Origin of the sequence: Belliella kenyensis (genome assembly GCF_022549675.1) — a bacterium.
Lineage (GTDB): Bacteria > Bacteroidota > Bacteroidia > Cytophagales > Cyclobacteriaceae > Belliella > Belliella kenyensis.
Genome location: NZ_JAKZGR010000002.1, coordinates 256,486 through 280,897, shown reverse-complemented (window position 1 = coordinate 280,897; position 24,412 = coordinate 256,486). Strand labels below are relative to the sequence as shown.

18 protein-coding genes are annotated in these 24,412 nt (G+C 44.1%); 3 read left to right on the top strand and 15 right to left on the bottom strand.

Features of this window, described 5'->3' with window-relative positions:
- Window positions 1–77 precede the first annotated feature (77 nt).
- Both MM214_RS02790 and MM214_RS02785 read right to left on the bottom strand, forming a co-directional pair.
- Entirely contained in the window at window positions 78–2,906 is a 2,829-nt protein-coding gene (locus MM214_RS02790) for a CHC2 zinc finger domain-containing protein (protein ID WP_241291743.1), read from the bottom strand.
- Between the two features lie 3 nt (window positions 2,907–2,909).
- Window positions 2,910–3,143 (bottom strand): hypothetical protein, encoded by a 234-nt coding sequence (locus tag MM214_RS02785; protein ID WP_241291740.1) that lies wholly within the window; start codon window positions 3,141–3,143, stop codon window positions 2,910–2,912.
- Between the two features lie 151 nt (window positions 3,144–3,294).
- On the opposite strand from MM214_RS02785, the gene MM214_RS02780 reads away from it, so the two are divergent.
- Window positions 3,295–3,630, top strand: a complete 336-nt coding sequence (locus MM214_RS02780; RefSeq protein ID WP_035080001.1) for a helix-turn-helix domain-containing protein — start codon at window positions 3,295–3,297, stop codon at window positions 3,628–3,630.
- A 237-nt stretch (window positions 3,631–3,867) separates the two neighbouring features.
- On the opposite strand, the gene MM214_RS02775 is transcribed toward MM214_RS02780, so the two are convergent.
- Window positions 3,868–4,716, bottom strand: coding sequence for an RHS repeat-associated core domain-containing protein (locus tag MM214_RS02775; RefSeq protein ID WP_241291758.1), 849 nt, complete (start codon window positions 4,714–4,716; stop codon window positions 3,868–3,870).
- Between the two features lie 23 nt (window positions 4,717–4,739).
- Between MM214_RS02775 and MM214_RS02770 the strand changes: the two genes are divergently transcribed.
- On the top strand, window positions 4,740–4,952 hold the full coding sequence (locus MM214_RS02770; RefSeq protein ID WP_241291755.1) for a hypothetical protein: 213 nt from the start codon (window positions 4,740–4,742) through the stop codon (window positions 4,950–4,952).
- Window positions 4,953–5,607: 655 nt separating this feature from the next.
- Here MM214_RS02770 and MM214_RS02765 read toward each other — a convergent pair.
- The 6 genes from MM214_RS02765 to MM214_RS02740 form a co-directional block, all read right to left on the bottom strand.
- Window positions 5,608–5,874 (bottom strand): type II toxin-antitoxin system HicB family antitoxin, encoded by a 267-nt coding sequence (locus MM214_RS02765; protein WP_241291753.1) that lies wholly within the window; start codon window positions 5,872–5,874, stop codon window positions 5,608–5,610.
- 71 nt (window positions 5,875–5,945) lie between these two features.
- Window positions 5,946–6,236, bottom strand: a complete 291-nt coding sequence (locus MM214_RS02760) for a type II toxin-antitoxin system HicA family toxin (protein ID WP_241291750.1) — start codon at window positions 6,234–6,236, stop codon at window positions 5,946–5,948.
- Window positions 6,236–7,111: a tyrosine-type recombinase/integrase gene (locus MM214_RS02755; RefSeq protein ID WP_241291747.1), complete on the bottom strand. Its 876-nt coding sequence runs from the start codon at window positions 7,109–7,111 to the stop codon at window positions 6,236–6,238. Before MM214_RS02755 ends, MM214_RS02760 begins: the two co-directional genes overlap by 1 nt.
- Window positions 7,105–8,016 carry a tyrosine-type recombinase/integrase gene (locus MM214_RS02750; RefSeq protein WP_241291745.1) on the bottom strand — a complete coding sequence of 304 codons (912 nt, stop codon included), beginning with the start codon at window positions 8,014–8,016 and terminating at the stop codon, window positions 7,105–7,107. Before MM214_RS02750 ends, MM214_RS02755 begins: the two co-directional genes overlap by 7 nt.
- A 169-nt stretch (window positions 8,017–8,185) precedes the next feature.
- On the bottom strand, window positions 8,186–11,014 hold the full coding sequence (locus MM214_RS02745) for a CHC2 zinc finger domain-containing protein (RefSeq protein WP_241291743.1): 2,829 nt from the start codon (window positions 11,012–11,014) through the stop codon (window positions 8,186–8,188).
- Between the two features lie 3 nt (window positions 11,015–11,017).
- The gene (locus MM214_RS02740; protein ID WP_241291740.1) at window positions 11,018–11,251 is read right to left on the bottom strand and encodes a hypothetical protein; all 234 of its coding nucleotides are present in this window, start codon (window positions 11,249–11,251) and stop codon (window positions 11,018–11,020) included.
- Window positions 11,252–11,402: 151 nt separating this feature from the next.
- Here MM214_RS02740 and MM214_RS02735 point away from each other — a divergent pair, with 151 nt between their 5' ends.
- The gene (locus MM214_RS02735) at window positions 11,403–11,738 is read left to right on the top strand and encodes a helix-turn-helix domain-containing protein (protein WP_035080001.1); all 336 of its coding nucleotides are present in this window, start codon (window positions 11,403–11,405) and stop codon (window positions 11,736–11,738) included.
- 237 nt (window positions 11,739–11,975) lie between these two features.
- On the opposite strand, the gene MM214_RS02730 is transcribed toward MM214_RS02735, so the two are convergent.
- From MM214_RS02730 to MM214_RS02705, 6 genes are all read right to left on the bottom strand, one after another.
- On the bottom strand, window positions 11,976–12,788 hold the full coding sequence (locus tag MM214_RS02730; RefSeq protein WP_290295104.1) for an RHS repeat-associated core domain-containing protein: 813 nt from the start codon (window positions 12,786–12,788) through the stop codon (window positions 11,976–11,978).
- 7 nt (window positions 12,789–12,795) lie between these two features.
- The gene (locus MM214_RS02725) at window positions 12,796–13,401 is read right to left on the bottom strand and encodes a hypothetical protein (RefSeq protein ID WP_241291737.1); all 606 of its coding nucleotides are present in this window, start codon (window positions 13,399–13,401) and stop codon (window positions 12,796–12,798) included.
- Between the two features lie 5 nt (window positions 13,402–13,406).
- Window positions 13,407–17,936: a DUF6443 domain-containing protein gene (locus tag MM214_RS02720; RefSeq protein WP_241291734.1), complete on the bottom strand. Its 4,530-nt coding sequence runs from the start codon at window positions 17,934–17,936 to the stop codon at window positions 13,407–13,409.
- Window positions 17,937–17,938: 2 nt separating this feature from the next.
- Window positions 17,939–18,394 (bottom strand): lipocalin family protein, encoded by a 456-nt coding sequence (locus tag MM214_RS02715; RefSeq protein ID WP_241291731.1) that lies wholly within the window; start codon window positions 18,392–18,394, stop codon window positions 17,939–17,941.
- Window positions 18,395–18,402: 8 nt separating this feature from the next.
- Window positions 18,403–22,023, bottom strand: a complete 3,621-nt coding sequence (locus MM214_RS02710; protein ID WP_241291729.1) for a hypothetical protein — start codon at window positions 22,021–22,023, stop codon at window positions 18,403–18,405.
- A gap of 129 nt (window positions 22,024–22,152) precedes the next feature.
- Window positions 22,153–23,364 carry a hypothetical protein gene (locus tag MM214_RS02705; RefSeq protein WP_241291726.1) on the bottom strand — a complete coding sequence of 404 codons (1,212 nt, stop codon included), beginning with the start codon at window positions 23,362–23,364 and terminating at the stop codon, window positions 22,153–22,155.
- Window positions 23,365–24,412: the final 1,048 nt, after the last annotated feature.

Here is a 24,412-nt window from a genome sequence, read left to right as displayed (position 1 = left end):
GCCAGCTTGATTTAGGGCCATTTTCAGCCTTTTTGGGCTTTAAAGGTAGATTCTTGCGACCCAAAACGGCTGGGTCGCTAATGGGTCGCCAAGATCTCAAGTTGATCCAATTGCCCCTGTAAATGCCGTTTCACCTTGCCTTTCAGCTTGGCCACATCGTCCCAGTACACAATCTTATAGCGGTAGCCCTTGTTGATATGCCCGCCTGCCTGGCATATGTATTCCAGGCTCAACAGGTCATGGATATAGCGCTGCAGCTGGCTCTTGCTGATGTTCAGCGTCTGCCGGATCTCCCTTTGGCCAAAACTGTATGATTCATACGCCTCTCCCTTGCTTTTGACATAGGTCTTTAGCTGCTCGTAGAACAGCCGAAGGCTGCCGTCCAGCTCGTCTATCTTCAGCACGATGCTGTCAAACATGATTTCTGCGGCTACCTGCAGGTCTTCCTTCTCCGTGATCAATCTCCCTTTCTGATCTTTTTTCCTCCTGTACTGGTTCATCAGGGTCATCTGCTTCACGAAGCTCTGGTACAGCCCGTTCAGCCGCCTGATCTTGTGGGCCTCTTCCGGCAGGTTCACTTTATCTGCGTATGGATTCACCACTTCATGCGGTTTCAGCATCCGGATACAGTCCTGTATAAACTCCGTGGCCTTCCTTTCTTCCTGTCCGTCAATCTTCCCGGATGCCTTTTGGTTCTGGTATTGGATGATCCTTTGCGTCTGCTCTTTGGTCTCGTCCACGGCGATCAAAAAACAGCGGTTCATGTTGTCCTCGTATATCTCCCCCTTGGTCGTGCAGGCCATCGATGCGATCGGCCCGTAGACGATCTTTTCATACGCCCGGTTGTTGCCCTTCTCGTCCTGTCCCGTGGTGCTGCTCGACAGCATCTCCCTTGACTGCAGTTCCCGGAAGGCCAGCTGCGCCTCTTCCTTCATCCCGTCCAGGTCTTCCAGGCAGATCAGCTTGTTTTTCAGGTCGTACATCCCGTAGTTGTAAAAACTGCTCTCCGTGACCCTGGTGAACCTTTTCACATCTTCATCGGGGATAAAGCTGCTGATCTTCACCAAAAGGTGGGTCTTGCCCGATCCGCTCGATCCCTGGATCAGGGCGTGAAGCGTGTCGGGCATCCCGTAACTGGCGGCGATGCAGAACAGGAACACCCGGTTGTTTTCCTCGCCCACCACGCCCGCCTTGCCTATCAGTCCGTTGATCCGCTGGATCAGGTTGGGTTTGCCCAAAAAGTCCCTGCACCGCCCGCTTGCAGTACTGTCCAGGGCTGCCCTTGTGCTTTCCTGCTTCTGCCCTGTTTCCCTGCTGTCCCGGTAGTCCTCCAGAAGGTCGGTCAGCCTGCACAGGTCCAGCTCCAACAGGTCTGCCCTGAGGTTCAGCTTTTCGGCCGCCTCCCTTGCTATCCGTTCCGTCTGTTTGTTCTCGTACAGGTCCAGGCGGTTGCGGTAGCGGTTGTAGGCACTGTTGCCCTTCCCCTCGACCATCAGGCTGATCTGCAGTCTGTCGGGTTCCTGGCGCACCCCGCCCTTTACATAGTAATGCGCCGTGTCGGTAAAGTATATGATTCTGTGTGGGTTGGAAGTATCAAACCTGCCTGCCGCATGGCATCGATTGGTTTCCTGCGTATTGACTTTTGGCTGTGGGACGGATTTGGACGGTTCAGGGACTGCCGGTTGGATCACCTGTTTCCGCACTTCTTTTTTTATTTCATCTGAACCATTCTGATCTCTCTGATGATCCTTCTGTTCGGTTTTCAGCGGTATCTGCTCCCGGATTTCTTTTTTTTCATTTGAAGAGTAAAAAGATCCGTTTGGCGATTCAAAATGGGTACGGCTGTCCAACAGGTGTCTAAAGAGTTCTTCCGCACTGTCCGCATGGTTGACATACAGGCTGTTTACATCCTCGCCCTCAGGTGTATTTACCCGGCTGATTTTGATTTCCGGCAGCAGGCCTTTCAGCTTTTCGCCCTGTTTCCTTGCCCCTTCCAGTCCGGCGGCATCACCGTCAAAAAAGAAAACAATCTCTTCTAGGTTGTTGAGTGATTGGATTGCGCTGATATGTTCCTCTGTCAGCCCGTTGGTGCCGTAGCAGGCAAGTATTTGATAACCTGTCCCGTCTTGGCGGGATTCATTGGTGATCCCGGGGATTTGGAGCAAGGTGGCCGCATCGATGATGGCTTCGGTCAGGATTAGTTTGGTGGCCTCCTGTTTCGGATAACACGGGTAAAGCCCCTGGCGGTCTTTCAGGTAAAAGTGGCGTGCCTGCCTGTCGTCTGCCGTGCTGCGGAAGTACAGGCTGGTTATTTGGTTCTCACTGTTTCGGAGCGGGAACACGATCCCGCCCTTCCCGAAGGGGCTGTAAGCCTTCTCGCCCGTGCGGTTGTTCACGTGTCCCCTGTCCAGCAGCAGGCCGTATTTAAGGCAGGCTTCGATCAGTTCATTGTCCTTCCTTGTGCCGTGGTGGAACTGGCCACTGTTGTAGCCAACATCCGTTTTGCCATGGTCCAGTCCACGGCTTTCCAGGTATTCACGGGCAGGTCTGCTGTTGTGCATGGCGTTCTTGAAGTAGGTGAACATGTTTGTGAGCAGCGCAACCCTAGTCAGTTTCTGGGCAGGGGAAGCCGTGCCTGTGATCAGTTCCCCAGCTTTGAGGATTGCCTGATGCTTGTCCGTCTGTTCCATATGCATGATAAAGTCGATCACGTCCAGGCTCTTGCCATGCGTGGGGCAGTTGGAACTGAAGCAGTAGGCAGTCTGGGTCTTGTAGTACACCTGCATGCTCGGGGTCTTGTCATCGTGGAACGGGCAGTTCAGCCTGCTTTGCTTGTCCGGTTTCAAGCCGTAATGTTCCAGGACTTCCTTAAGCGTCAGTCTGGTTTTGATCTCCTGTATTTCCATCGCTTAATCCGCCTTCTTTTCCAGATTACCGAACAGGTCTCTCAGATCGCTCAGTATCGCATACAGCTCCAACAGTTCCCGGCCGCAGTCCGGCTCCCTTTCCACAAGGCACATGTGGGTGACCAGTATCAGCAGCAGCTCGTCCAGATGCCTTTTCAGCTCGGGGGCATCCACGAAGTTTTCAAGGAACAGATCCAGTCCCCCGTAATCGTATAGGTACTCTTTTTTCTCTGCCATAAAACTTTCTTTAAAAATTTACATCTGATAAATACCTCACAAAACTAACCCATTTAACTTTTACATGCAAGAGCTATGTTAATTGTATTTGACCTATAAGTGATGTATTTTTGTGAATCACTATCATATAACTCTCAAAAACGAGGTATTTATGGCTTTTTCAGACAGATTGGCGTTCGCCCGCAAGCAGAAAAAAATCAGGCAGGCAGACTTGGGCAAGCTCGTCGGGACTTCAGGGGATATCATCGGTAAGTATGAACGGGGCGAAAACATCCCCTCCATTGACGTAGCCGCCAAGATCGCCGATGCCCTCGGCGTTACCCTGGATTACCTGGTCAAGGACGGGGAGTATGAGCGCATTGACAACGAAACACTCAAAAAACTGAAGGAGATCCAGAACCTGGATCCGGAAAACAAGTCGCACGTCTTCGCCACCATTGACGCTTTCATCAAAGCTGCAAAACTCAAAAGTATTGCCGCACTATAATAAAAAAAGCCCGGATGTTAATTTACCGGGCTTCTCTACGTTCTACTTTATATTGATTTTAAAGAATCTTAAAGTAGTCAAAAAGAACGTAAATACCTATTAAGGTAAAAATTATTCCCGATGCATATCCTTTAAAATTGATAGCTCCATCATCATATTTAAAAGGATGTCTAATCATTTTATAAAGTATAAGGGCACCGAGAATCAAACTTATTATTCCTAATAGTAGCATATTTCTTATTTTTTACGATTTTGAAAAGCAGGTACTATTAAGTGATTAGTAATCTCCAAACTCGTGTTTTGGGTTCCTCTTAATAGGTATTGTCCAGTTGAATTCACCGCTCCTCCCTCGAGGCTTTTAATTCCTGCACTTCCGAATGAACCAATGGAAAGTAATGCAGCATCAGTAAAAGCTGCTCCAATATTTCCACGATTTAAATTTAGCGCAGCACTGGCTGTTCCAGAAACCGCAGAAAATGTTTCTCCTATCGTTATTAAACCAGCACCAACAGGTGGAGCAAAAGGAGCAATAACAAGTCCTGCAACCGTAGCACTGGCTCCGACCTTTCCAAACGTTTGACTGGTCAAATCAAGGGCCCCAAGGGCAAAATCCCTGTTCCCCTTGTATATAGCATCCGTGACCGGGTTACCAGAAGATACTGTGACCTCTGGCAAACTTCTTACCCCTTCATTTATAACTCCATCAGGGTTGTACACCTTTGTATTTCCCGTTTGTTCATCTACCCCAAAACCCATTTTCCCAAGATAGGTCTCACCCGTCTTCGTTGTTGCCTGAGAAGTCGCATTTTCATCCCAATAAACCTCGTTATCCTTATTGATAACCCAATCAAACCTACCATCAGGATCGATCCTGTTCAGCGGGTTGTTTTGCACGTAGTTGTACGGGCTTACCCAGCTTCTTTCACTGGCCATGGGATCCGGGCTTGTCCATCGCCCTATCACGGGGTCAAAATACCTCGCCCCAAAGTCGTATAGATTAAGGTTTAAGTCGGTCAGGTGTTCTTTCCCGTTGTAGAGATAACGCTGTACTCCCGCACAACCTTTTCCCTGCTCTTTCCAACTCACCTCACACCCCTTTAAAGAACGTTATGCCCTTCCGGCATATCCCGATAAAGATAGTTTTTTTCTTTCAGTTGAAGATATTTTCAGTTGAAAAAAAGAAGGGCAGATGGATGGCTTTTTTTAAAAACACCTTCTTAAAAGAAAAAACGGAAAAAAAGAAAGCCCCTGGATCAGGCGGGTATGGGCAAAAAGCAAGGGAGTGGGGCGGTTTAAGGTGTGGCTGGTCTGCGGGCGGATAAATAGCCCTGCGGACTTGCTTTTTGACGGCGGGCAGGCCCCGTGCGACCCGCCTAACTTTGCTCTTCTTTTTTGTTGTTTTTTTCCTGCACCCAACCTGGTTTCGGAGATCTGTCCTAGCTTTGCGGGCGGGAAAAGCCCCCGGATGATCCCGGGGGTTGGGGGTTAGACTTTTAGGCGGCCGGCCTTTTCGTGCGTTGGGTTGCGGGCCGCCTGCGGGTGCCGCCGACAGCCTGCCAGGGAAAACGACCGTAGGAAGTGGCTGGCAGTGAGCAGTGCCCATGATACCGCTTTCTTTTTGGACTGTCCATCATGGGCGCTGCGGTCTGTCGGTGGCCCGCAGGCCCGCATTAACCCTGGCTGTGGGTGGATGCGTGGCGGCTGAGCGCAGTGGAGTGAGGAACGAACGGAACGAAGGGAAGCGGCCTAAGCAGACACGGGAACAGCCGTGAGGAAGAGGAAGGAGCGCAAAAGACATGACAGCCTCGGAGCGCAGCGGAGACCCGAAGGGCGGCAGGTGGGCTGAGGAACGAAGCTTGCCTGACGGGCTGGCGTGGCTTTTTGCCGGATGACGATGACGAACGCCGCTTAACCTGTGACCGTTGTCCTTACTCCAAACCTCCTTTCGGAACGGTTTCCCATTCCTGCAAAAAACAATCAGGCAGGCTCTTTGTCGACCCTAAACCGGATCGCTTCGGCCACAAAGTTGTTCAGGGAGGTCTTGGCCTCCATCGCCAATAAAGCTGCTCTTTGGTGCAAGGTAGCCGATATCCTTACATTGAAGCTCCCTTTGAACGGCTTCTCGGGAGACTTGCCCTCTTCTTTACAATCTGCCAGATAAGCATCTACAGCCTCCCTAAAATCCTCTTCCAGATGTTTCCCTGTCTCTCCTTCGTAGGAGATCAGACCCCTGATTCCCAACACTTTTCCATAGAGCAGACTATCCTGGGGACTGTACTCAATGCTGCCCGTATAACCTTTGTATTCCAGATATTTCATAACTCCAATAGTTCTCTGACCTGTTTCATTTGGTATTGCTTCATGATCCCGCTTGGGTGAGGTTTGTGGAGCATGACAGGAACCCCTTCACCGTTCTCGAATTTTACCCTCGAACCGGAGGTCTTTCCTTTCTTTACTTCCTCAAAACCAAAGTATCCTAGCAGTTTCACCATCTCGTCATAATGAAAGTCGGATGGCATGCCCAAAAACCTGGCGATCAGTTTTTCCTTCTTAGACATAAACTCAAAGTAACTGTATTTAGTTGCATTTTCCAAATTTTTTAACACTACCCCAGCGGATGGTGTTTCTGTACCGCCGCCTTGAGTTCCTCCAATCCCGTCTGCCTGTACCGCTCCGTCGAACTCGGGTTTTTATGTCCCGCAAACACCTGGACAACCCGTAAGTCCTTTCCTTCTTTCAACAGGTGGGCGATCACGCTCTGCCGGATGGTTTGGGCATTCAGTTTCCTGTCGGGGAACAGGTCCCTAAAAGTCTCCACCAGATAGTTGATATCATCGGCCTTGATGGCTTTCCCCCGGATGTTCAAGATCAGTTTTTCCGTTTCTTCTTTCTGTATTCCCGGTCGTATTTCGTGGATGTAGCGGTAAAAAAGCATGATCTGTTTTGGTTTCATCTTCAGGGTTCTCGGCAAAGTCTTGGCCATGCCCCTGCTGTGGATTGTCCCCGCTTCCAGGTCAACATCCTGTAACCGCAACTGTTCTGTTTCCTTCAGCCGCAATCCCTGGTAGATCAGCAGGCTGACAACCACCTGGTTCCTTATCCTTACGCTTTCATAGCGTTCCTTCCTTTCCATCAGCTGTTCAAGTTCAGTTGAAGAAAAAAGATCCTGCAGCTGGATATCCTGTCCCTTGGCATCCCTCAGCCTCAAAAACTTGCAGGGATGGTCATCCCGCTTTCCGGTATGCAGCAGCCAGTTGTGCCAGGATTTTGCCCCGTAAAGCATCCTGTTGACCGTCCTTGGGTTTTGGTGTTTCTTCCTCAGGTAGTCCACGTACTGCAGGATGTCTTGGTAGGTGGCTTTTTCCGCCCGCTCCTCGGTCATATAATCCAGGTAGATCCTGATGTCCCGGAGGTAGATCTTCGCCGTCTCCGGGGTGTGCCTTTCCAGCAGATAGGTTTCCAGTTCTTTATCTTTCAACATATCTGTTTGGATAGGTAATGTTTGCTGATTTTGGCGTATAGCTGGGTCGTCTCAAGATGGCGGTGGCCCAAAAAGTCCCTGACCTGCTCGATGCCCAGGCCGCCTTCCAAAAGGTGCGTGGCGATGCTGTGCCGCAGGCAGTGAAGGCCGATCCGATCTGTAAAGCCCGCCTGTTCGACCAGGTATCCGAGCCGTCTCCAAAAGCTGTCCCCCGACATCCTGTTCCCGTGGTTGTTGAGCATAAAAGCCTTTAGGCTGTCGGCGGCCGTTCCATTTCTGTAGGACTCCCTTTCATTCAGGTAATAACCTTTCAGGTCTTGGGTTACCTGTACGCCCATCGGAACGGCCCTTCTTTTTCCGCCCTTGCCGGAACGCACATAAAGCAGCTGTCCCTTGAAGTGGATGTCGGATATGTCCAGCTTTTCCGCCTCCGACCTTCTCAGCCCGCAGCCGTAAAACAGGCTTAGCATGGCATGGTCACGAAGGGTCTCACATACACCGTAGAGGGCCTTGATTTCTTCCCTGCTCAACACCTTTCTGGGCGGATGTTCCGGCCTCGGGAAGGCCAGTGCGCCGAAGGGGTTGCTTTCGATGTCCCCAGCGGCCTGCCGGTAGTTCATGAAGGTTTTCAAGGCGTACAGGTGATGGTTGATCTGGCTTTCGCTCAAACTGCCGCCCCTTTGGCTCGGCCTTGTTCTCAGGTACTCCCAGTGTTCCAGGATATGCCCGGGCGTGATGCCGTCCAGTCCATGGATACCAAGGCCTTCCATCCGGTGAAAAAACTCCCGCAGGCAGGATGGCAGGGCTTCACAGCTCCCTTTGTTGTAGCCCGTACGTTCCAGGTACAGCCTAAAGTCCAGGAGAAGCTCCCGGTATTCCTTGTTATATATCGGTAAATGCTTCATGGTGGTGGTTTTTGGTTTTCAAAGTGGCATGCCTTGCCTTTCGTCGTAACAGTTGCTGAAGGGGGAGCGTACGTTTTCCTGGGTCACGGGTCGCCAGCTTGATTTAGGGCCATTTTCAGCCTTTTTGGGCTTTAAAGGTAGATTCTTGCGACCCAAAACGGCTGGGTCGCTAATGGGTCGCCAAGATCTCAAGTTGATCCAATTGCCCCTGTAAATGCCGTTTCACCTTGCCTTTCAGCTTGGCCACATCGTCCCAGTACACAATCTTATAGCGGTAGCCCTTGTTGATATGCCCGCCTGCCTGGCATATGTATTCCAGGCTCAACAGGTCATGGATATAGCGCTGCAGCTGGCTCTTGCTGATGTTCAGCGTCTGCCGGATCTCCCTTTGGCCAAAACTGTATGATTCATACGCCTCTCCCTTGCTTTTGACATAGGTCTTTAGCTGCTCGTAGAACAGCCGAAGGCTGCCGTCCAGCTCGTCTATCTTCAGCACGATGCTGTCAAACATGATTTCTGCGGCTACCTGCAGGTCTTCCTTCTCCGTGATCAATCTCCCTTTCTGATCTTTTTTCCTCCTGTACTGGTTCATCAGGGTCATCTGCTTCACGAAGCTCTGGTACAGCCCGTTCAGCCGCCTGATCTTGTGGGCCTCTTCCGGCAGGTTCACTTTATCTGCGTATGGATTCACCACTTCATGCGGTTTCAGCATCCGGATACAGTCCTGTATAAACTCCGTGGCCTTCCTTTCTTCCTGTCCGTCAATCTTCCCGGATGCCTTTTGGTTCTGGTATTGGATGATCCTTTGCGTCTGCTCTTTGGTCTCGTCCACGGCGATCAAAAAACAGCGGTTCATGTTGTCCTCGTATATCTCCCCCTTGGTCGTGCAGGCCATCGATGCGATCGGCCCGTAGACGATCTTTTCATACGCCCGGTTGTTGCCCTTCTCGTCCTGTCCCGTGGTGCTGCTCGACAGCATCTCCCTTGACTGCAGTTCCCGGAAGGCCAGCTGCGCCTCTTCCTTCATCCCGTCCAGGTCTTCCAGGCAGATCAGCTTGTTTTTCAGGTCGTACATCCCGTAGTTGTAAAAACTGCTCTCCGTGACCCTGGTGAACCTTTTCACATCTTCATCGGGGATAAAGCTGCTGATCTTCACCAAAAGGTGGGTCTTGCCCGATCCGCTCGATCCCTGGATCAGGGCGTGAAGCGTGTCGGGCATCCCGTAACTGGCGGCGATGCAGAACAGGAACACCCGGTTGTTTTCCTCGCCCACCACGCCCGCCTTGCCTATCAGTCCGTTGATCCGCTGGATCAGGTTGGGTTTGCCCAAAAAGTCCCTGCACCGCCCGCTTGCAGTACTGTCCAGGGCTGCCCTTGTGCTTTCCTGCTTCTGCCCTGTTTCCCTGCTGTCCCGGTAGTCCTCCAGAAGGTCGGTCAGCCTGCACAGGTCCAGCTCCAACAGGTCTGCCCTGAGGTTCAGCTTTTCGGCCGCCTCCCTTGCTATCCGTTCCGTCTGTTTGTTCTCGTACAGGTCCAGGCGGTTGCGGTAGCGGTTGTAGGCACTGTTGCCCTTCCCCTCGACCATCAGGCTGATCTGCAGTCTGTCGGGTTCCTGGCGCACCCCGCCCTTTACATAGTAATGCGCCGTGTCGGTAAAGTATATGATTCTGTGTGGGTTGGAAGTATCAAACCTGCCTGCCGCATGGCATCGATTGGTTTCCTGCGTATTGACTTTTGGCTGTGGGACGGATTTGGACGGTTCAGGGACTGCCGGTTGGATCACCTGTTTCCGCACTTCTTTTTTTATTTCATCTGAACCATTCTGATCTCTCTGATGATCCTTCTGTTCGGTTTTCAGCGGTATCTGCTCCCGGATTTCTTTTTTTTCATTTGAAGAGTAAAAAGATCCGTTTGGCGATTCAAAATGGGTACGGCTGTCCAACAGGTGTCTAAAGAGTTCTTCCGCACTGTCCGCATGGTTGACATACAGGCTGTTTACATCCTCGCCCTCAGGTGTATTTACCCGGCTGATTTTGATTTCCGGCAGCAGGCCTTTCAGCTTTTCGCCCTGTTTCCTTGCCCCTTCCAGTCCGGCGGCATCACCGTCAAAAAAGAAAACAATCTCTTCTAGGTTGTTGAGTGATTGGATTGCGCTGATATGTTCCTCTGTCAGCCCGTTGGTGCCGTAGCAGGCAAGTATTTGATAACCTGTCCCGTCTTGGCGGGATTCATTGGTGATCCCGGGGATTTGGAGCAAGGTGGCCGCATCGATGATGGCTTCGGTCAGGATTAGTTTGGTGGCCTCCTGTTTCGGATAACACGGGTAAAGCCCCTGGCGGTCTTTCAGGTAAAAGTGGCGTGCCTGCCTGTCGTCTGCCGTGCTGCGGAAGTACAGGCTGGTTATTTGGTTCTCACTGTTTCGGAGCGGGAACACGATCCCGCCCTTCCCGAAGGGGCTGTAAGCCTTCTCGCCCGTGCGGTTGTTCACGTGTCCCCTGTCCAGCAGCAGGCCGTATTTAAGGCAGGCTTCGATCAGTTCATTGTCCTTCCTTGTGCCGTGGTGGAACTGGCCACTGTTGTAGCCAACATCCGTTTTGCCATGGTCCAGTCCACGGCTTTCCAGGTATTCACGGGCAGGTCTGCTGTTGTGCATGGCGTTCTTGAAGTAGGTGAACATGTTTGTGAGCAGCGCAACCCTAGTCAGTTTCTGGGCAGGGGAAGCCGTGCCTGTGATCAGTTCCCCAGCTTTGAGGATTGCCTGATGCTTGTCCGTCTGTTCCATATGCATGATAAAGTCGATCACGTCCAGGCTCTTGCCATGCGTGGGGCAGTTGGAACTGAAGCAGTAGGCAGTCTGGGTCTTGTAGTACACCTGCATGCTCGGGGTCTTGTCATCGTGGAACGGGCAGTTCAGCCTGCTTTGCTTGTCCGGTTTCAAGCCGTAATGTTCCAGGACTTCCTTAAGCGTCAGTCTGGTTTTGATCTCCTGTATTTCCATCGCTTAATCCGCCTTCTTTTCCAGATTACCGAACAGGTCTCTCAGATCGCTCAGTATCGCATACAGCTCCAACAGTTCCCGGCCGCAGTCCGGCTCCCTTTCCACAAGGCACATGTGGGTGACCAGTATCAGCAGCAGCTCGTCCAGATGCCTTTTCAGCTCGGGGGCATCCACGAAGTTTTCAAGGAACAGATCCAGTCCCCCGTAATCGTATAGGTACTCTTTTTTCTCTGCCATAAAACTTTCTTTAAAAATTTACATCTGATAAATACCTCACAAAACTAACCCATTTAACTTTTACATGCAAGAGCTATGTTAATTGTATTTGACCTATAAGTGATGTATTTTTGTGAATCACTATCATATAACTCTCAAAAACGAGGTATTTATGGCTTTTTCAGACAGATTGGCGTTCGCCCGCAAGCAGAAAAAAATCAGGCAGGCAGACTTGGGCAAGCTCGTCGGGACTTCAGGGGATATCATCGGTAAGTATGAACGGGGCGAAAACATCCCCTCCATTGACGTAGCCGCCAAGATCGCCGATGCCCTCGGCGTTACCCTGGATTACCTGGTCAAGGACGGGGAGTATGAGCGCATTGACAACGAAACACTCAAAAAACTGAAGGAGATCCAGAACCTGGATCCGGAAAACAAGTCGCACGTCTTCGCCACCATTGACGCTTTCATCAAAGCTGCAAAACTCAAAAGTATTGCCGCACTATAATAAAAAAAGCCCGGATGTTAATTTACCGGGCTTCTCTACGTTCTACTTTATATTGATTTTAAAGAATCTTAAAGTAGTCAAAAAGAACGTAAATACCTATTAAGGTAAAAATTATTCCCGATGCATATCCTTTAAAATTGATAGCTCCATCATCATATTTAAAAGGATGTCTAATCATTTTATAAAGTATAAGGGCACCGAGAATCAAACTTATTATTCCTAATAGTAGCATATTTCTTATTTTTTACGATTTTGAAAAGCAGGTACTATTAAGTGATTAGTAATCTCCAAACTCGTGTTTTGGGTTCCTCTTAATAGGTATTGTCCAGTTGAATTCACCGCTCCTCCCTCGAGGCTTTTAATTCCTGCACTTCCGAATGAACCAATGGAAAGTAATGCAGCATCAGTAAAAGCTGCTCCAATATTTCCACGATTTAAATTTAGCGCAGCACTGGCTGTTCCAGAAACCGCAGAAAATGTTTCTCCTATCGTTATTAAACCAGCACCAACAGGTGGAGCAAAAGGAGCAATAACAAGTCCTGCAACCGTAGCACTGGCTCCGACCTTTCCAAACGTTTGACTGGTCAAATCAAGGGCCCCAAGGGCAAAATCCCTGTTCCCCTTGTATATAGCATCCGTGACCGGGTTACCAGAAGATACTGTGACCTCTGGCAAACTTCTTACCCCTTCATTTATAACTCCATCAGGGTTGTACACCTTTGTATTTCCCGTTTGTTCATCTACCCCAAAACCCATTTTCCCAAGATAGGTCTCACCCGTCTTCGTTGTTGCCTGAGAAGTCGCATTTTCATCCCAATAAACCTCGTTATCCTTATTGATAACCCAATCAAACCTACCATCAGGATCGATCCTGTTCAGCGGGTTGTTTTGCACGTAGTTGTACGGGCTTACCCAGCTTCTTTCACTGGCCATGGGATCCGGGCTTGTCCATCGCCCTATCACGGGGTCAAAATACCTCGCCCCAAAGTCGTATAGATTAAGGTTTAAGTCGGTCAGGTGTTCTTTCCCGTTGTAGAGATACTTGTTGATTTTTTACTTACATCGTAGGAGCAGCCTTAATACTTTCCTTCAATGCGTTCAAAAACTCCTTATCATCGATATGGCTTGATGATTGCATTAATTCTATCTCCCTTATCACTTTTTCCTTTTCTTCAAACTTTAATTTAGTGTAAAATAGATCAGCTATTGCTTCTTCACTCGAAGGGTTGGAAGATATATAGTCCTCAATTTCTCCGACAAGCTCTTCAAAATGTCCATCTCTTCCGGCAATGTCTCCCTTCTTTTCAAGAGACAAGGCTTTAAAAGTTTTAAGGTATAGCGCCTTTTTGTAGGACGGCTCAAAGCTAGATTCTTCTAAAGAATCTATAAATGAATACCCCCTTTCATATTCTTTCATCAACAATAGCAAAGTGATTTTAAGATCTACAAATCTACTTTCAAAATCGGGGCATAAATAATAGCCTTTTTCAATAATGGACATTGAAAGCTTAAGGTTGGCTTCATCATTGTCTAAATAGTAATCATTCAGACTGGAATTAGCTTCGACATACCATTTATCGCAGTTTCCCTGCCCGTTACTTTTACAACCTGTAACGAATATCACTATTGTAAATATCGATACACATTTAATTAATTTTATCATTTTCTTTACTTATTAGGGAAGGTCCAACTGTGTTTAAAAGAATGTGGATAAGGGGTGAGCGGATGATATACAACCGGTGTCCTCATATTAGCTGAGTTTGTTGCCCACCAACCGCCACTCACGCTGATTCCGGTAAAACTTTTTGACTGACTTGTCTGAGAAGCCGGTATCGTAACACTGCCTACCCCTATTTGTGTCCCTGTTTGTTTGGCATAACTGCCCTGAGGGTTTCTTAAGGCCGTGGTATAGCTTTGCCCCCCGTAATCGACACTCAGACCAGAATGAGCATCCACCCTGCCATCCGTTCCGGAATTTGAACCGACAACTATGGCAGAAATTTTGACACCCTCAAATTTCCGTCCAAGAACATTATTTTCTGACCCCTCAGACATGTTATAGCGTACATCTGCAGATATAGTCACGTTGCTTTTTGCTTTCACATTTATCAGATGGTTGGCGGCATACCTGCCTTGCTCAACATCCATAGCTACATACCCGACCCTGTTAGATTCCTGTCCTGGAAGCTTGAATGCTACTCCTAAATCTCTTAAGATGTCCGAATCTTTGGCCCCAACATAAGAGTAACCTTCAGGGGTGTCGCTGGCAGAGGTGACATTATCCATCCAAGTATATTCGTTCGTCTCCCTATTCACTACCCAATCAAATGCACCATCAGGATCAATTCGGTTAAGCGGGTTGTTCTGCACGAAGTTGTACGGAGAAACCCACTCCCTTAGATGGGCCATTGGATCTATGCTGATCCAGCGTCCTATGGCCGGATCAAAAAGACGTGCCCCGTGGTCGTATAGATTGAGGTTCAGGTCATCCAGCAGTTCCTTGCCGTTGTAGAGATACTTATTCACTTTCATCCCACTTGCCTGAAAACCAAGTCCAGTAAGTTCCAATCCCCAAGGATCATAGTGCGTTTCCTGTACGATTGGTGTACTTAAGCTCATAATGCTAAAGTCATCAAACCATACGTTTTCGTCTGTTTCATTGACTAGGAAAGTCTCCATGTATCCGTCCTGCGGAATATAGAGATTATTTTCCAAAACCTCATGTTCATTTGCTGCATTTTTACTCAAAACATGCTTACCAAACTCATACAGGTTACTATCTGCATCATAAAGGGCATAGCCCATGTATGCTTCTGGGGCGTCACGCTTCTGTAGGTCCTTGGCCATGATATCTATGATGCTTATCAAGGTGATCGCATTGACTCCACCGGTTCGGGAGGTGACATTGCTAAATTCCAGCAGATCGTTCACCAACCTGTCTTTTGCTCCAGATGCCACAAATGCTCCCTTACTCAGCTTACTAGATTTCTGGTCTTCATATTTGGCAAAGACTTTCAGGTTTATGCTATCACCTGCTGCCAAAGGAATCGTTGTCGATGGCCCCAATGTCCTCCCTCTTGAAGCATTCAGCCAAGCTACTTTGTTGCCTCCAGCAGTCACATTATGCTCTAAGCCACTCTGTCTACTTTCTGCCAGCATGGTGAAGTTCTGCTCTTCTTCTTCGGCATGGGTATCTTCCATAGTAGCCATAAATCCTTGGGCTGTCGGAACTCTCATAACCTGTCTGACATTACCCAGGTGATCCTTGATATTGTATTCATAAAATGATTCACCTGTCTCATATACAACTCTTCCTTCTTCATGAAGAATGTAATCTATGGCTGTACCATTGAAAACAAACTCACCTATGTAATTTGTAGTGGAACTAGGGCTCGTAGAACCAGTGTATACCCGCTGCCTTACCTTGACACCATCAGCATCATAATCATACAGAATTCTTCTATTCGTACCTGTAAATACGATTTCTGTAGGCAGGTTCAGGTGGTTATAGGTGGTGCTAGTTATTCCTTTGTCAGAATTTACCGTTTGGTTTCCATTGACATCATAGCTATAATTTGCCCCTCCTGATACTGGCTTAAAATCCTTTGAGGTATAGTTCGTAGTTGTTATGCCATCTGCAACTTTCAGTAGTCTATTCGAATAGCTCGACAGGTCTGCATTCGACTCATAGGTATAAGTCAAATTATCCACAGCCCCATAGGTGCTTGTTGTTCTCTGTCCACTTCTGTTCATGGTCAGGATATTCCCGTTGGCATCATAGGTGATGGCATTGACAGTATACCTACCATTCTCTGCCGTAGTACTGGGAACGGTATAGGTTGCTGAGTTCAATCTCTGGGCATTGTCATAGACATAACTATACTTCCGCCACTTGTTATCTTCTCCCTTCCAATCTATCGCCGAAATATTACCATTCCACCTGTTGGTACCTCCTCCTGTTTGATAGTAAAGTTTCTGATGAAACACCCTACTATCTGTACTTGTCATATCGGTCAGCCATCCCCTGATATTGTATTGATAACCAAGGCTTGTCGCTGGATTTGATTTATTGATCAATTCCCCTACTTCACTATAGTTGTTTTGAACTATTGTGTGTTCTGTACCTGTATTTACTTTATGCTTGACCTGAGCTATAGAACCATTGTTATTATATATCCAAGTTTTCAATACATTGTAAGTACTCCCATTGTACTGGGTAAGTGTTTGCTCTGGTTTGTTTTCAAAATTATACCTGGTAGATACCCTAACACTATTGCTTAAGTGATGCTGAGACACAGATTGGATCTCTCTTCCTTTGCTATCATAGAAAAATAGGGTAGTCAGCAGCGAATTGCTTGCGTAATTCTTTACTTTTTTTCCCGCCAATAGCCCATGAATGTTACTATCATGATCATGAAAATTGGTATAAGGACTGGATGGTTTAAGGTAGCTAAAGGTAGTAAGCCCTGCATAGCTATCATAGTAATATGCTGACAGGATCTCCCCTAGGTTACTTGGCCATCCCCCTGTCGTTGTCGGTGTAGCTGCTGTGGAGAGTACGGAATTGTTGTTGCCTGTCACCAATGCCTGTACTGTAGCTCTTGATCCCGTCTGAGTCGTAATCCCTGTCAATATAACCCTACCCAAAGCATCATACTTATTGTAAAGCCACTTCGAACTTGCAGCCAATACCCCATCCTGTGTGGCTACCACACGATTTTGTTCATCATATATAATAAACTCTGTATTTTTGCCAGGCAGCTTTTTTTCGACAAGCCTACGTCTTCCATCATAGGTGTACCTATAATACTGTGCATTTGCTAAGATCGTATTTGTTGTACTTGCTGTAGCCCAACTTTTTGAAACCAAGATCTCAACAGCTCTTGGTGGGATAACAACCCTCAAATCTCCAAAATCATCATACACATAATAGGTACAGAGCCAACCTGTATAACCTGCTCCTGTTGGACTTGCAGTATGCTGTACTTTTTTGAGTATTACCCTACCCAACTTATCAGTATAACTCATCGTGCGCATATTGTCCTCATCATCCACGATCTCTACCCATAGCATGTTGGCAGCATATACCGCCGAGCTTTGGGGAAGACCACTTGCATTTACAGTAAAGATCCTCACTGCATCGGCAGTGGTATTTGGACGTCTGCTAAACTTCACTTCCCTGCCTGTCCCCATGCGCCAAGATGCTCCCTGAGCAGCCTGTTTGTCTACCCTATTCAGAGGTGAAGGTTCGAACTGAGCTTCTGTATAACCATAAGCATCCGAAAATTTGGTTTGATAGTAAGTAGCCTGTCTAGAAACACCTGCAGTCCTAAACCTTCCATCGGTAATCCCATCTGATTCCGCATAAGGAAGATGGCTTCTTGCTTGCCTGCCATAGGCATCATAAACTATTGGTTTTACTATATCCTTCCCATTGACTGCTCCTTGCTGTACAACTTCCTGCTTTGGTCTTCCCAGTCCATCAAAATAGGTGATTGACTTATACGATTGTGCGGCAGTTCCTGTCTTGATGGTAGTTTGATTTGTACTTGCTACTTTGGCTGTATAGGTTTTGACATAGTTTTCATCTGGAGCAGCGGCTGTTATTATTGCTTGCACAGGCACCTTTGTGGTTAGACAGCCAGAGGTATTATTTCTGTAAGCCAAATAATAAGTTGTAGTGGAACTGATACTAGGCGTGGTATAGCTTTGACTAGTAGAAAGCTCTGTAGTCTGATTAGAAGCAAACCACCTGTAACTAAATCCGCTAGGTGCAGCATTGGCGACCAACGTTACTGTACCAGGACCTACCCTAGACACATTGTTTGCTGATGCATTTACCCCATTACATAAATTTGTAGATCCAGTAACCGATACAGGCATGTATGGAGAAAAATAATTATCAAATGTAGCAAAATCATAGGCCACATAATGACTTCCCGCTGTATTAAAATTCAATTGCATTTGTGTAAGAGTATTAAACAACTCTGTCCCTCCAGAATGGCTCCACTGGTAATCTCCTGATCCAGGAGGAGCAATTTGTTGAGAGTTACTCCAAAATTGGGCATTGTAGGTCACATTAGTCCCAGAAGTCGTTGTAGTAGGGCCAGAAATTGTAACATTTGTGATATTTTGAGCAATGGTTACTCCGACGAACCCAAATACCATGAACAATGAAAGAAAACTTATATTTCTCATGGCTATTTTACTTTAGTAAAAAATAATTGATTCAGCATTCCACCGCTCATAGCTTGGGGTTTAAGCATTAAATTAGATTTCTCCAAGACTACACTATAAACTTTGGTTTCACCATTCACTATTATTTCAAGTATAGCCTCCCCATCGTATTTCCAAGTACCCGAAATCTTTTGAGGTTTGTTGTTAGATATCCACTCCGCTTGAAAGCTTTGATCATCATTAAAAAAGTAAATCCTACTTTCTAAGGATTGGTTAAAAGCACTTTTTTGTACTTCACTCGCCTGATCCATTTTGTCCTTATCTTCACTTTTGAGGCTTTGGAAAGTCTTTGTCCCATCCATTCTCCAAACTCCGACTAACGATGAACCAACACCTTGTGCAATGGCACAGTTAAATCCAAGTATTACTGATAGAAGTAAAAACTTGAGAACTAGAATAACGGTAAATATTTTCTTCATACTGTTTTTTAGTTAGTCCCTTTATATTTGTACTCATACGTTTCTATAATCTCTTTACTGTCATTTCTGACATTCAACAAGCGATTGGCATTGTCATATTCATAGTAAGTTATGTTGTTCCTTGGGTCACTTACCGACGAAACTCCTACAAGTGGTTTATAGGTATAGGTTGTCATCATTGCATTTGCAGGATGAAGTCTCAATTCATCTATATGAATACCAGTCCCAGTAATTGTAATTGAACTTGAAGTAATTGTCCTTTGAATCAATTTCCATTCAGTGGTCAAATTCTCTGAAGTACCTAAAAAATCCCATGTCCCTGATCCTGATGCTCTCCTTGCCCAAAAGGTTAATTTGTAAGGAGTGGACGTACTTGCACCTATACCACTCTTAGAAATTGTTCCTGAATTCAGATTATAATACTTTAAGCCTGTTTTAGAATTAATATTTGTGACCGGTGCACCTGAATAAGTCCAACCACCTTTTTCATTGGTTTCAAAAGAAGAGAATGCTATCTGGGAGATTAATGCATTCTTACATACCGCAATTGGATATTTCAGATTGTACCCCCAAATTTGAGCAGAGAATATACCATTTGTAACCCCATGTTCAGTAAGGTTGCCAAGTACATCAAACTGAGTAAAAGAATCCTCTTCAACATAGCGGCTGTCCATACCAAAGATTCCAGAAGAAGTTTGTGTAGGCAATACTCCAATATTTCTATCACTAAATTTAAATGCAGTATGGCTAATGGGAACATTTGAAACTAAACTAAACCGCTTATCAGGTTGAGCTTTAAGGTTATCTTTGTATTGTACAATTTCTCCAGAGAGGATCTCATAAATGCTGTTCTTTTGAATAAACTTTACATGTTCGACTGGGTAAGACTTTTGGTGACTATCTTTCATTTTCTTTAAAAATCCAGTTGTATTATTATAATCTAATGGGTAAGAAAAGAATTCAAATAGATTATGCTCTGAACTATTAATAATATTTTTTCTTGTTAGTTGCGCATGAATAGGTTTGTCAAAAAAGTAATTAGTCTCAATTCTATTTGCTTCAACCCCTGCTTCATTATAAGAATAACTGATAGATTTGTTTTTAAAATACCATGCAGAAATTAGCTTATAGCTAGTTATTTCATACATGGCAGCAACCCTAAAACTAAGCGCATTTTGATACACTCTAAACTCAGGAGCTAAAAGTTGAATGTTTACACCCAAAGCATGTGTTTCATTAGGTGCTGCAGCTGGGGTATAATGAGCAAAAATTTCTCCTGTGCTAATAGATGATGGAGGCGTATACATAAAAGTATAGAAATTTTCTATTTTGTTTACCCTAATAAACTGATTTGTGCCACTATTATATTTAAAATGAGTCGTTTCTAAAAGCAACCCCCTTTGCCAGTCATAGCTAGTTGGAATTGTCGCAGGATAAGAAACATATGCCATGAGATCCTTCACAAAACTAAACTTACTTTGCGTCATGCCTATTTGTCCATTTGCATCACTATACTCATGAACCTCTTTATACATTACATGATGACCTTGCATTCCAGATAAGTTGTCTATACTTGTTGAATTTTGAACCCAGTAATTGACTTGAATATCTTCCATTCCTAATTCTGAATGATACCTTCTTACATATTTTGTATGCATCCTTGTATATTTAGGTTTATTAGAAATCATTCCACTTGAAATGTTACTATTATCAAACAATGTATATTTGTAATCCTGCCTCTTTACAGGAGTTGTATTTCCAAAATCATAATACTTAATCGATTTTATTCTTAGCCCGCCTAGATTATAATTGTCGATGACTTGATTATTTCCACCTGGAGTGTTTTCATTCCAACTTATTCGGATAAAACCTTCTTCAAATTGACCAACTTGCTCTACATTTAAATTGTAAGTAGCCTTTGACAAAGCAACAAACTGACTACCATATCCATTTACAGACTGGAAATTCATGTTCACTCCATTCCCTGTTATAAAAGCATCAAACCTTAAATTTGCTACAGGTGGAGAAGTCGTTGTGTGGAAGTCAACCCTAATACTAGCTAAATTTGCGTTCTGACCAATTGTAAATGGGATACTTTGGTAGCTAACATTAGGTGAGTAGTAGATTGATGCAGATTTATATTGAAGTCCATTAGAAACAGTAACCAAAGTATCTCTTGCCATATTCAACTCATACTCAAACTCCGCATGTCCTTTTGTTGGGTATATCACTTTTTGTATTGTGCCATACCTTGTTAAGCTTAAACTTGGCTCTCTATTACCACCATCAGTAAACCCAAATTGAGGTTCATGAAAGTACTTTCCTCCTGTATTAATGTAATATCCCCAATGATCTGATTCGATCTCAGACAATCTATTAGGCAATGAATTGTTTCCATAGTATTCAAAAATATATGGCTCTTCCCCTTCTCTTTGAATTGAATTTAACTTTAATCTGTATAAAGACGAATTCTCCTGTGTTTGGCATGGTTGATAATTTGAAAGGTTAAAATAGCTTTGTTGTAATTGAAATTTGCTAACCAACCCAGAGCTCCGTATTTGTATTTCTTTAAGTGCTTTTGAGCCAGTTTGATTTGAAGCTTTTTTCATGTCTATCCTAGGACATGATTCATAATTAAACAAAACAGTATCTCCCACATTTGAAATAATAGATCTCAATATTTTGCCATTTATTAAAGTACTACTTTCAACCCTTGTTTCTACATTTGTAGGTAAACCATTAGAAATGCTAGAAATACGGCGGAATCGTGTATATGACTTTGGGTTTTCCAAGCTATATTGAACATTATCATATGATAGATCAATGAATTGACCACTTGGTGTCTCTATTTTTGTTAAATAGTATATAAAGTTTATCGATTGAGAGCTCCCTCCTCCAAAATCTGGACTACTTGAAAATTCGGTAGAAGTTGTAACACTAGTCTCTACAGTACCAAAAGTGAATTTATTTCCTAATTCATCTAAAATTATGAAATGCTGAGCCTTTGTAATTGAAATTGGAGTAAAAGGGATAGTTTTTATCTGTCCATTTTTTGCAAAAAAGAATTTACCTTGTTTATCCCCAAACGAATAATAAAAGATATCAGGTTGAGAATCTATTGGTGTACTAGCAGGCATTGGATTAGGCACACCAAACGTGTAGCTAACAACCTGATTACCTATGATTTGTTGAGCAAGTGTATAATCAGCATTTTCAGAATAAGTATTAGTATCTACGTGAGTTAGCCTAGGATCTAGTACCCTTGTATCAGGTATATTTACACCTGTATATAAGTATCCATTCCCCTCTAAATCAGATATCCCCAGTACCATACTTGAAATCATACCACCAGCTGATAAGCTCCAGCCTAATCCTACATTACTAGCAGTCTCAGATGTCTTTATTCCTGAAGAATTATAGTTTATAGAAATTGGAAGTGAAAAGCCATTTAGATCAATGGTATGGATTGGGATTGAAATATTAGGAACTCCAGTTGTTAAGCTTACTGGAATATTCACATTTTTTAATAGTGCACCTGCTTCAGGAGGAGGTGGGGTTGCATTAATCTTTGGTAGACTACTGGTTTGTGAAAATGCCTTATTCGTAACTACAAAAATTAAAAAGAGCACCCTAAGCGAACTTTGAAAACTTTTAAAAACCGCTCTATTTTTATTCAGTTTATATTTTAGAACAGATCTCTTCTTAAAGGTATTCAATTTAAGTTGAATGATTGAGATTAGAATTTTCATATTTACGAATTATTGAATTACGTTATATAGTAGACCCACCTTAATTTGAAGCATGTTACCATGTAAGCTTCGCTCTCTTTCAAATAATGGGGTATAATCGATTTGAATAATGTTGTTTACTCTTGATGACAGTTTGATTTCTTTTCCAATTGAAATAGCCATTTCACTGGTGAAGCCCTTAAAGTTTAGATCACTAATCGAACTCATTGTATTAAAATCTAAATAGTTATGCTCAAGCACACCTTGAAAGAACCAATCATTCAAGACATACTTTCTAAATCCTAAATATCCTCCATACCCACTTTTAGTATAATCTCTATTATTTTTGCTAGTAGCTTTAAAGCTTACTCCAAGTATGCTGTAAAAACTTGGAAAGACTTGGTACGCCACATTCCCTTGAATCAAGGAATTAAAGGAGATTCCCTCATTCAAGCTATACAGTACACCTAGCTTTAATTTATTTTCTGCTAGATGTTCCCTTTTCAAAACCTCCGACTTCACAACCACCTCCTTGTATGCTATTTGCTCAAATCCAACTTTTCTGTTGATCCTAGATAAAGCTGAAGTTTTACCATCTTCCATAAGCTTTGACTCCAGCTCTGTTACCTCTGTTAAGTATGATTCATAATTACCATAGTCTACATCAGAGATTCTAGCAGATAACACTTCCAACTGCTCCATCTGAAATACTTCAGGCAGCATTTCCTCCATCTGCTGTTGGAAATCAAGATCAGCAGCATTTAACTTTTCAAAGAGAGCTTTGTAATCATTGGCGGTATGGATATCATTGAGATTTGAGGGAATTAAATCATCTTGATTTATCCCCATGTTTTGTTCGATTCCGTCACTTAGGTTCGATGCTTGCTCTTGTATTAATTGTTGTTGATCTTCTAAATGTGACTTAACTACCGCATTGATGCTATCCTTATGTTGGGCATAAAAGGTACTGTCAGAAAGCAGCTTTTTCAGCTCTTTTGACTTTTCATTTATGCTGTAAAAATCTGATTTGAGTTTTTCAATATCTTGTACCTCTTGAAGTGATTGGATTTTTTTAACTGGTATGCTCGTAAGGTCTGGTGAAGACAGGGATTTGTTAAACACTGATTTTACGCTTTTGGCTTGGGCTTTACATTCAGCAATACTGCCCCAAATCATTACCAAAAAAATCAAGGTCCATGGGATTTGGGACTTTTTAAGAAAAAGAGAGTCAATCAGCTCCATAATTGTTGATGTTTAAAATAACCGTATAATCAGTAGCTACTGGATCACCCAACATCAACAAACATTAGCCAGGCAAAACAATGATTTATTATTGATTGATTTGACAAACTATTAATTGGATCAAATAGATATTTCACAAATATTAATAATTAAGTGAATTTAAAAAATACCTAGTTCTAGGTATTTTATTGTTCAGAAAAAATTCCTAACTAGCTGAATTTTATAGATCTAAACAAGAAAATTTTCAAATACAAATTATTGAATTTGAAACCATTAATAGATCATTTCATTTTAAGTCTGAAAACACCCCCAAATTTAATTTCTTACACCCCTCGAAAAAAAATAGAAGATTTTTTTTCGTAAAATATTTTTATTCAAAATTTCAACAAAAAATCAGCTTAATATTAAAATCTAAACCCTTATTCTTGACCCAATTACAAACCCTTAATTCATCAGTAATCAACCGAATTTTCATCACTTACTTAGAGCAAGGATACATTGCTTTGCTTTTTCGAGTAAGTATGTTTAAAAAATCAATGACTCATTTAACCCAATTTCCATAATTGCCAAACAAGGAGGTCATAACAACCCCTCATCGTCAAATGAATAGTAGTTTGAATTGTGATTTATTAGCTCTTGTTTAAAAATAATAAGACGAATTATTTCAACTTCACTTTCATCCCTTTCCAATGTGCTTTCATTTTCGATAGCATTAAAAAAAAACTGCAATTAGACCAGAAACTTCGCTTCAGCAACAGCTTCAATATCCTCAAAAAAGTTTGACATATTACCGGTCCTCTCTACAGAACAGGCAGAATAGACAAGAGTATAGTCCTTTCTGTTTGCACTCGTAAATTTGACTCCACAAAACCAAGAATAATAACCCACTTCCAAAATACAGTGTGATTTTTATCAGGTCATATACCTCAAATTGAGTCCTCTTTCTTTTAAAAAACAAAGAGGACATGAAAAGCAACAAATATGATATTCATCCAGATGAAATAATAAAAATCTGCAAACAACATGGATTGGATGTTAACTTAGAACA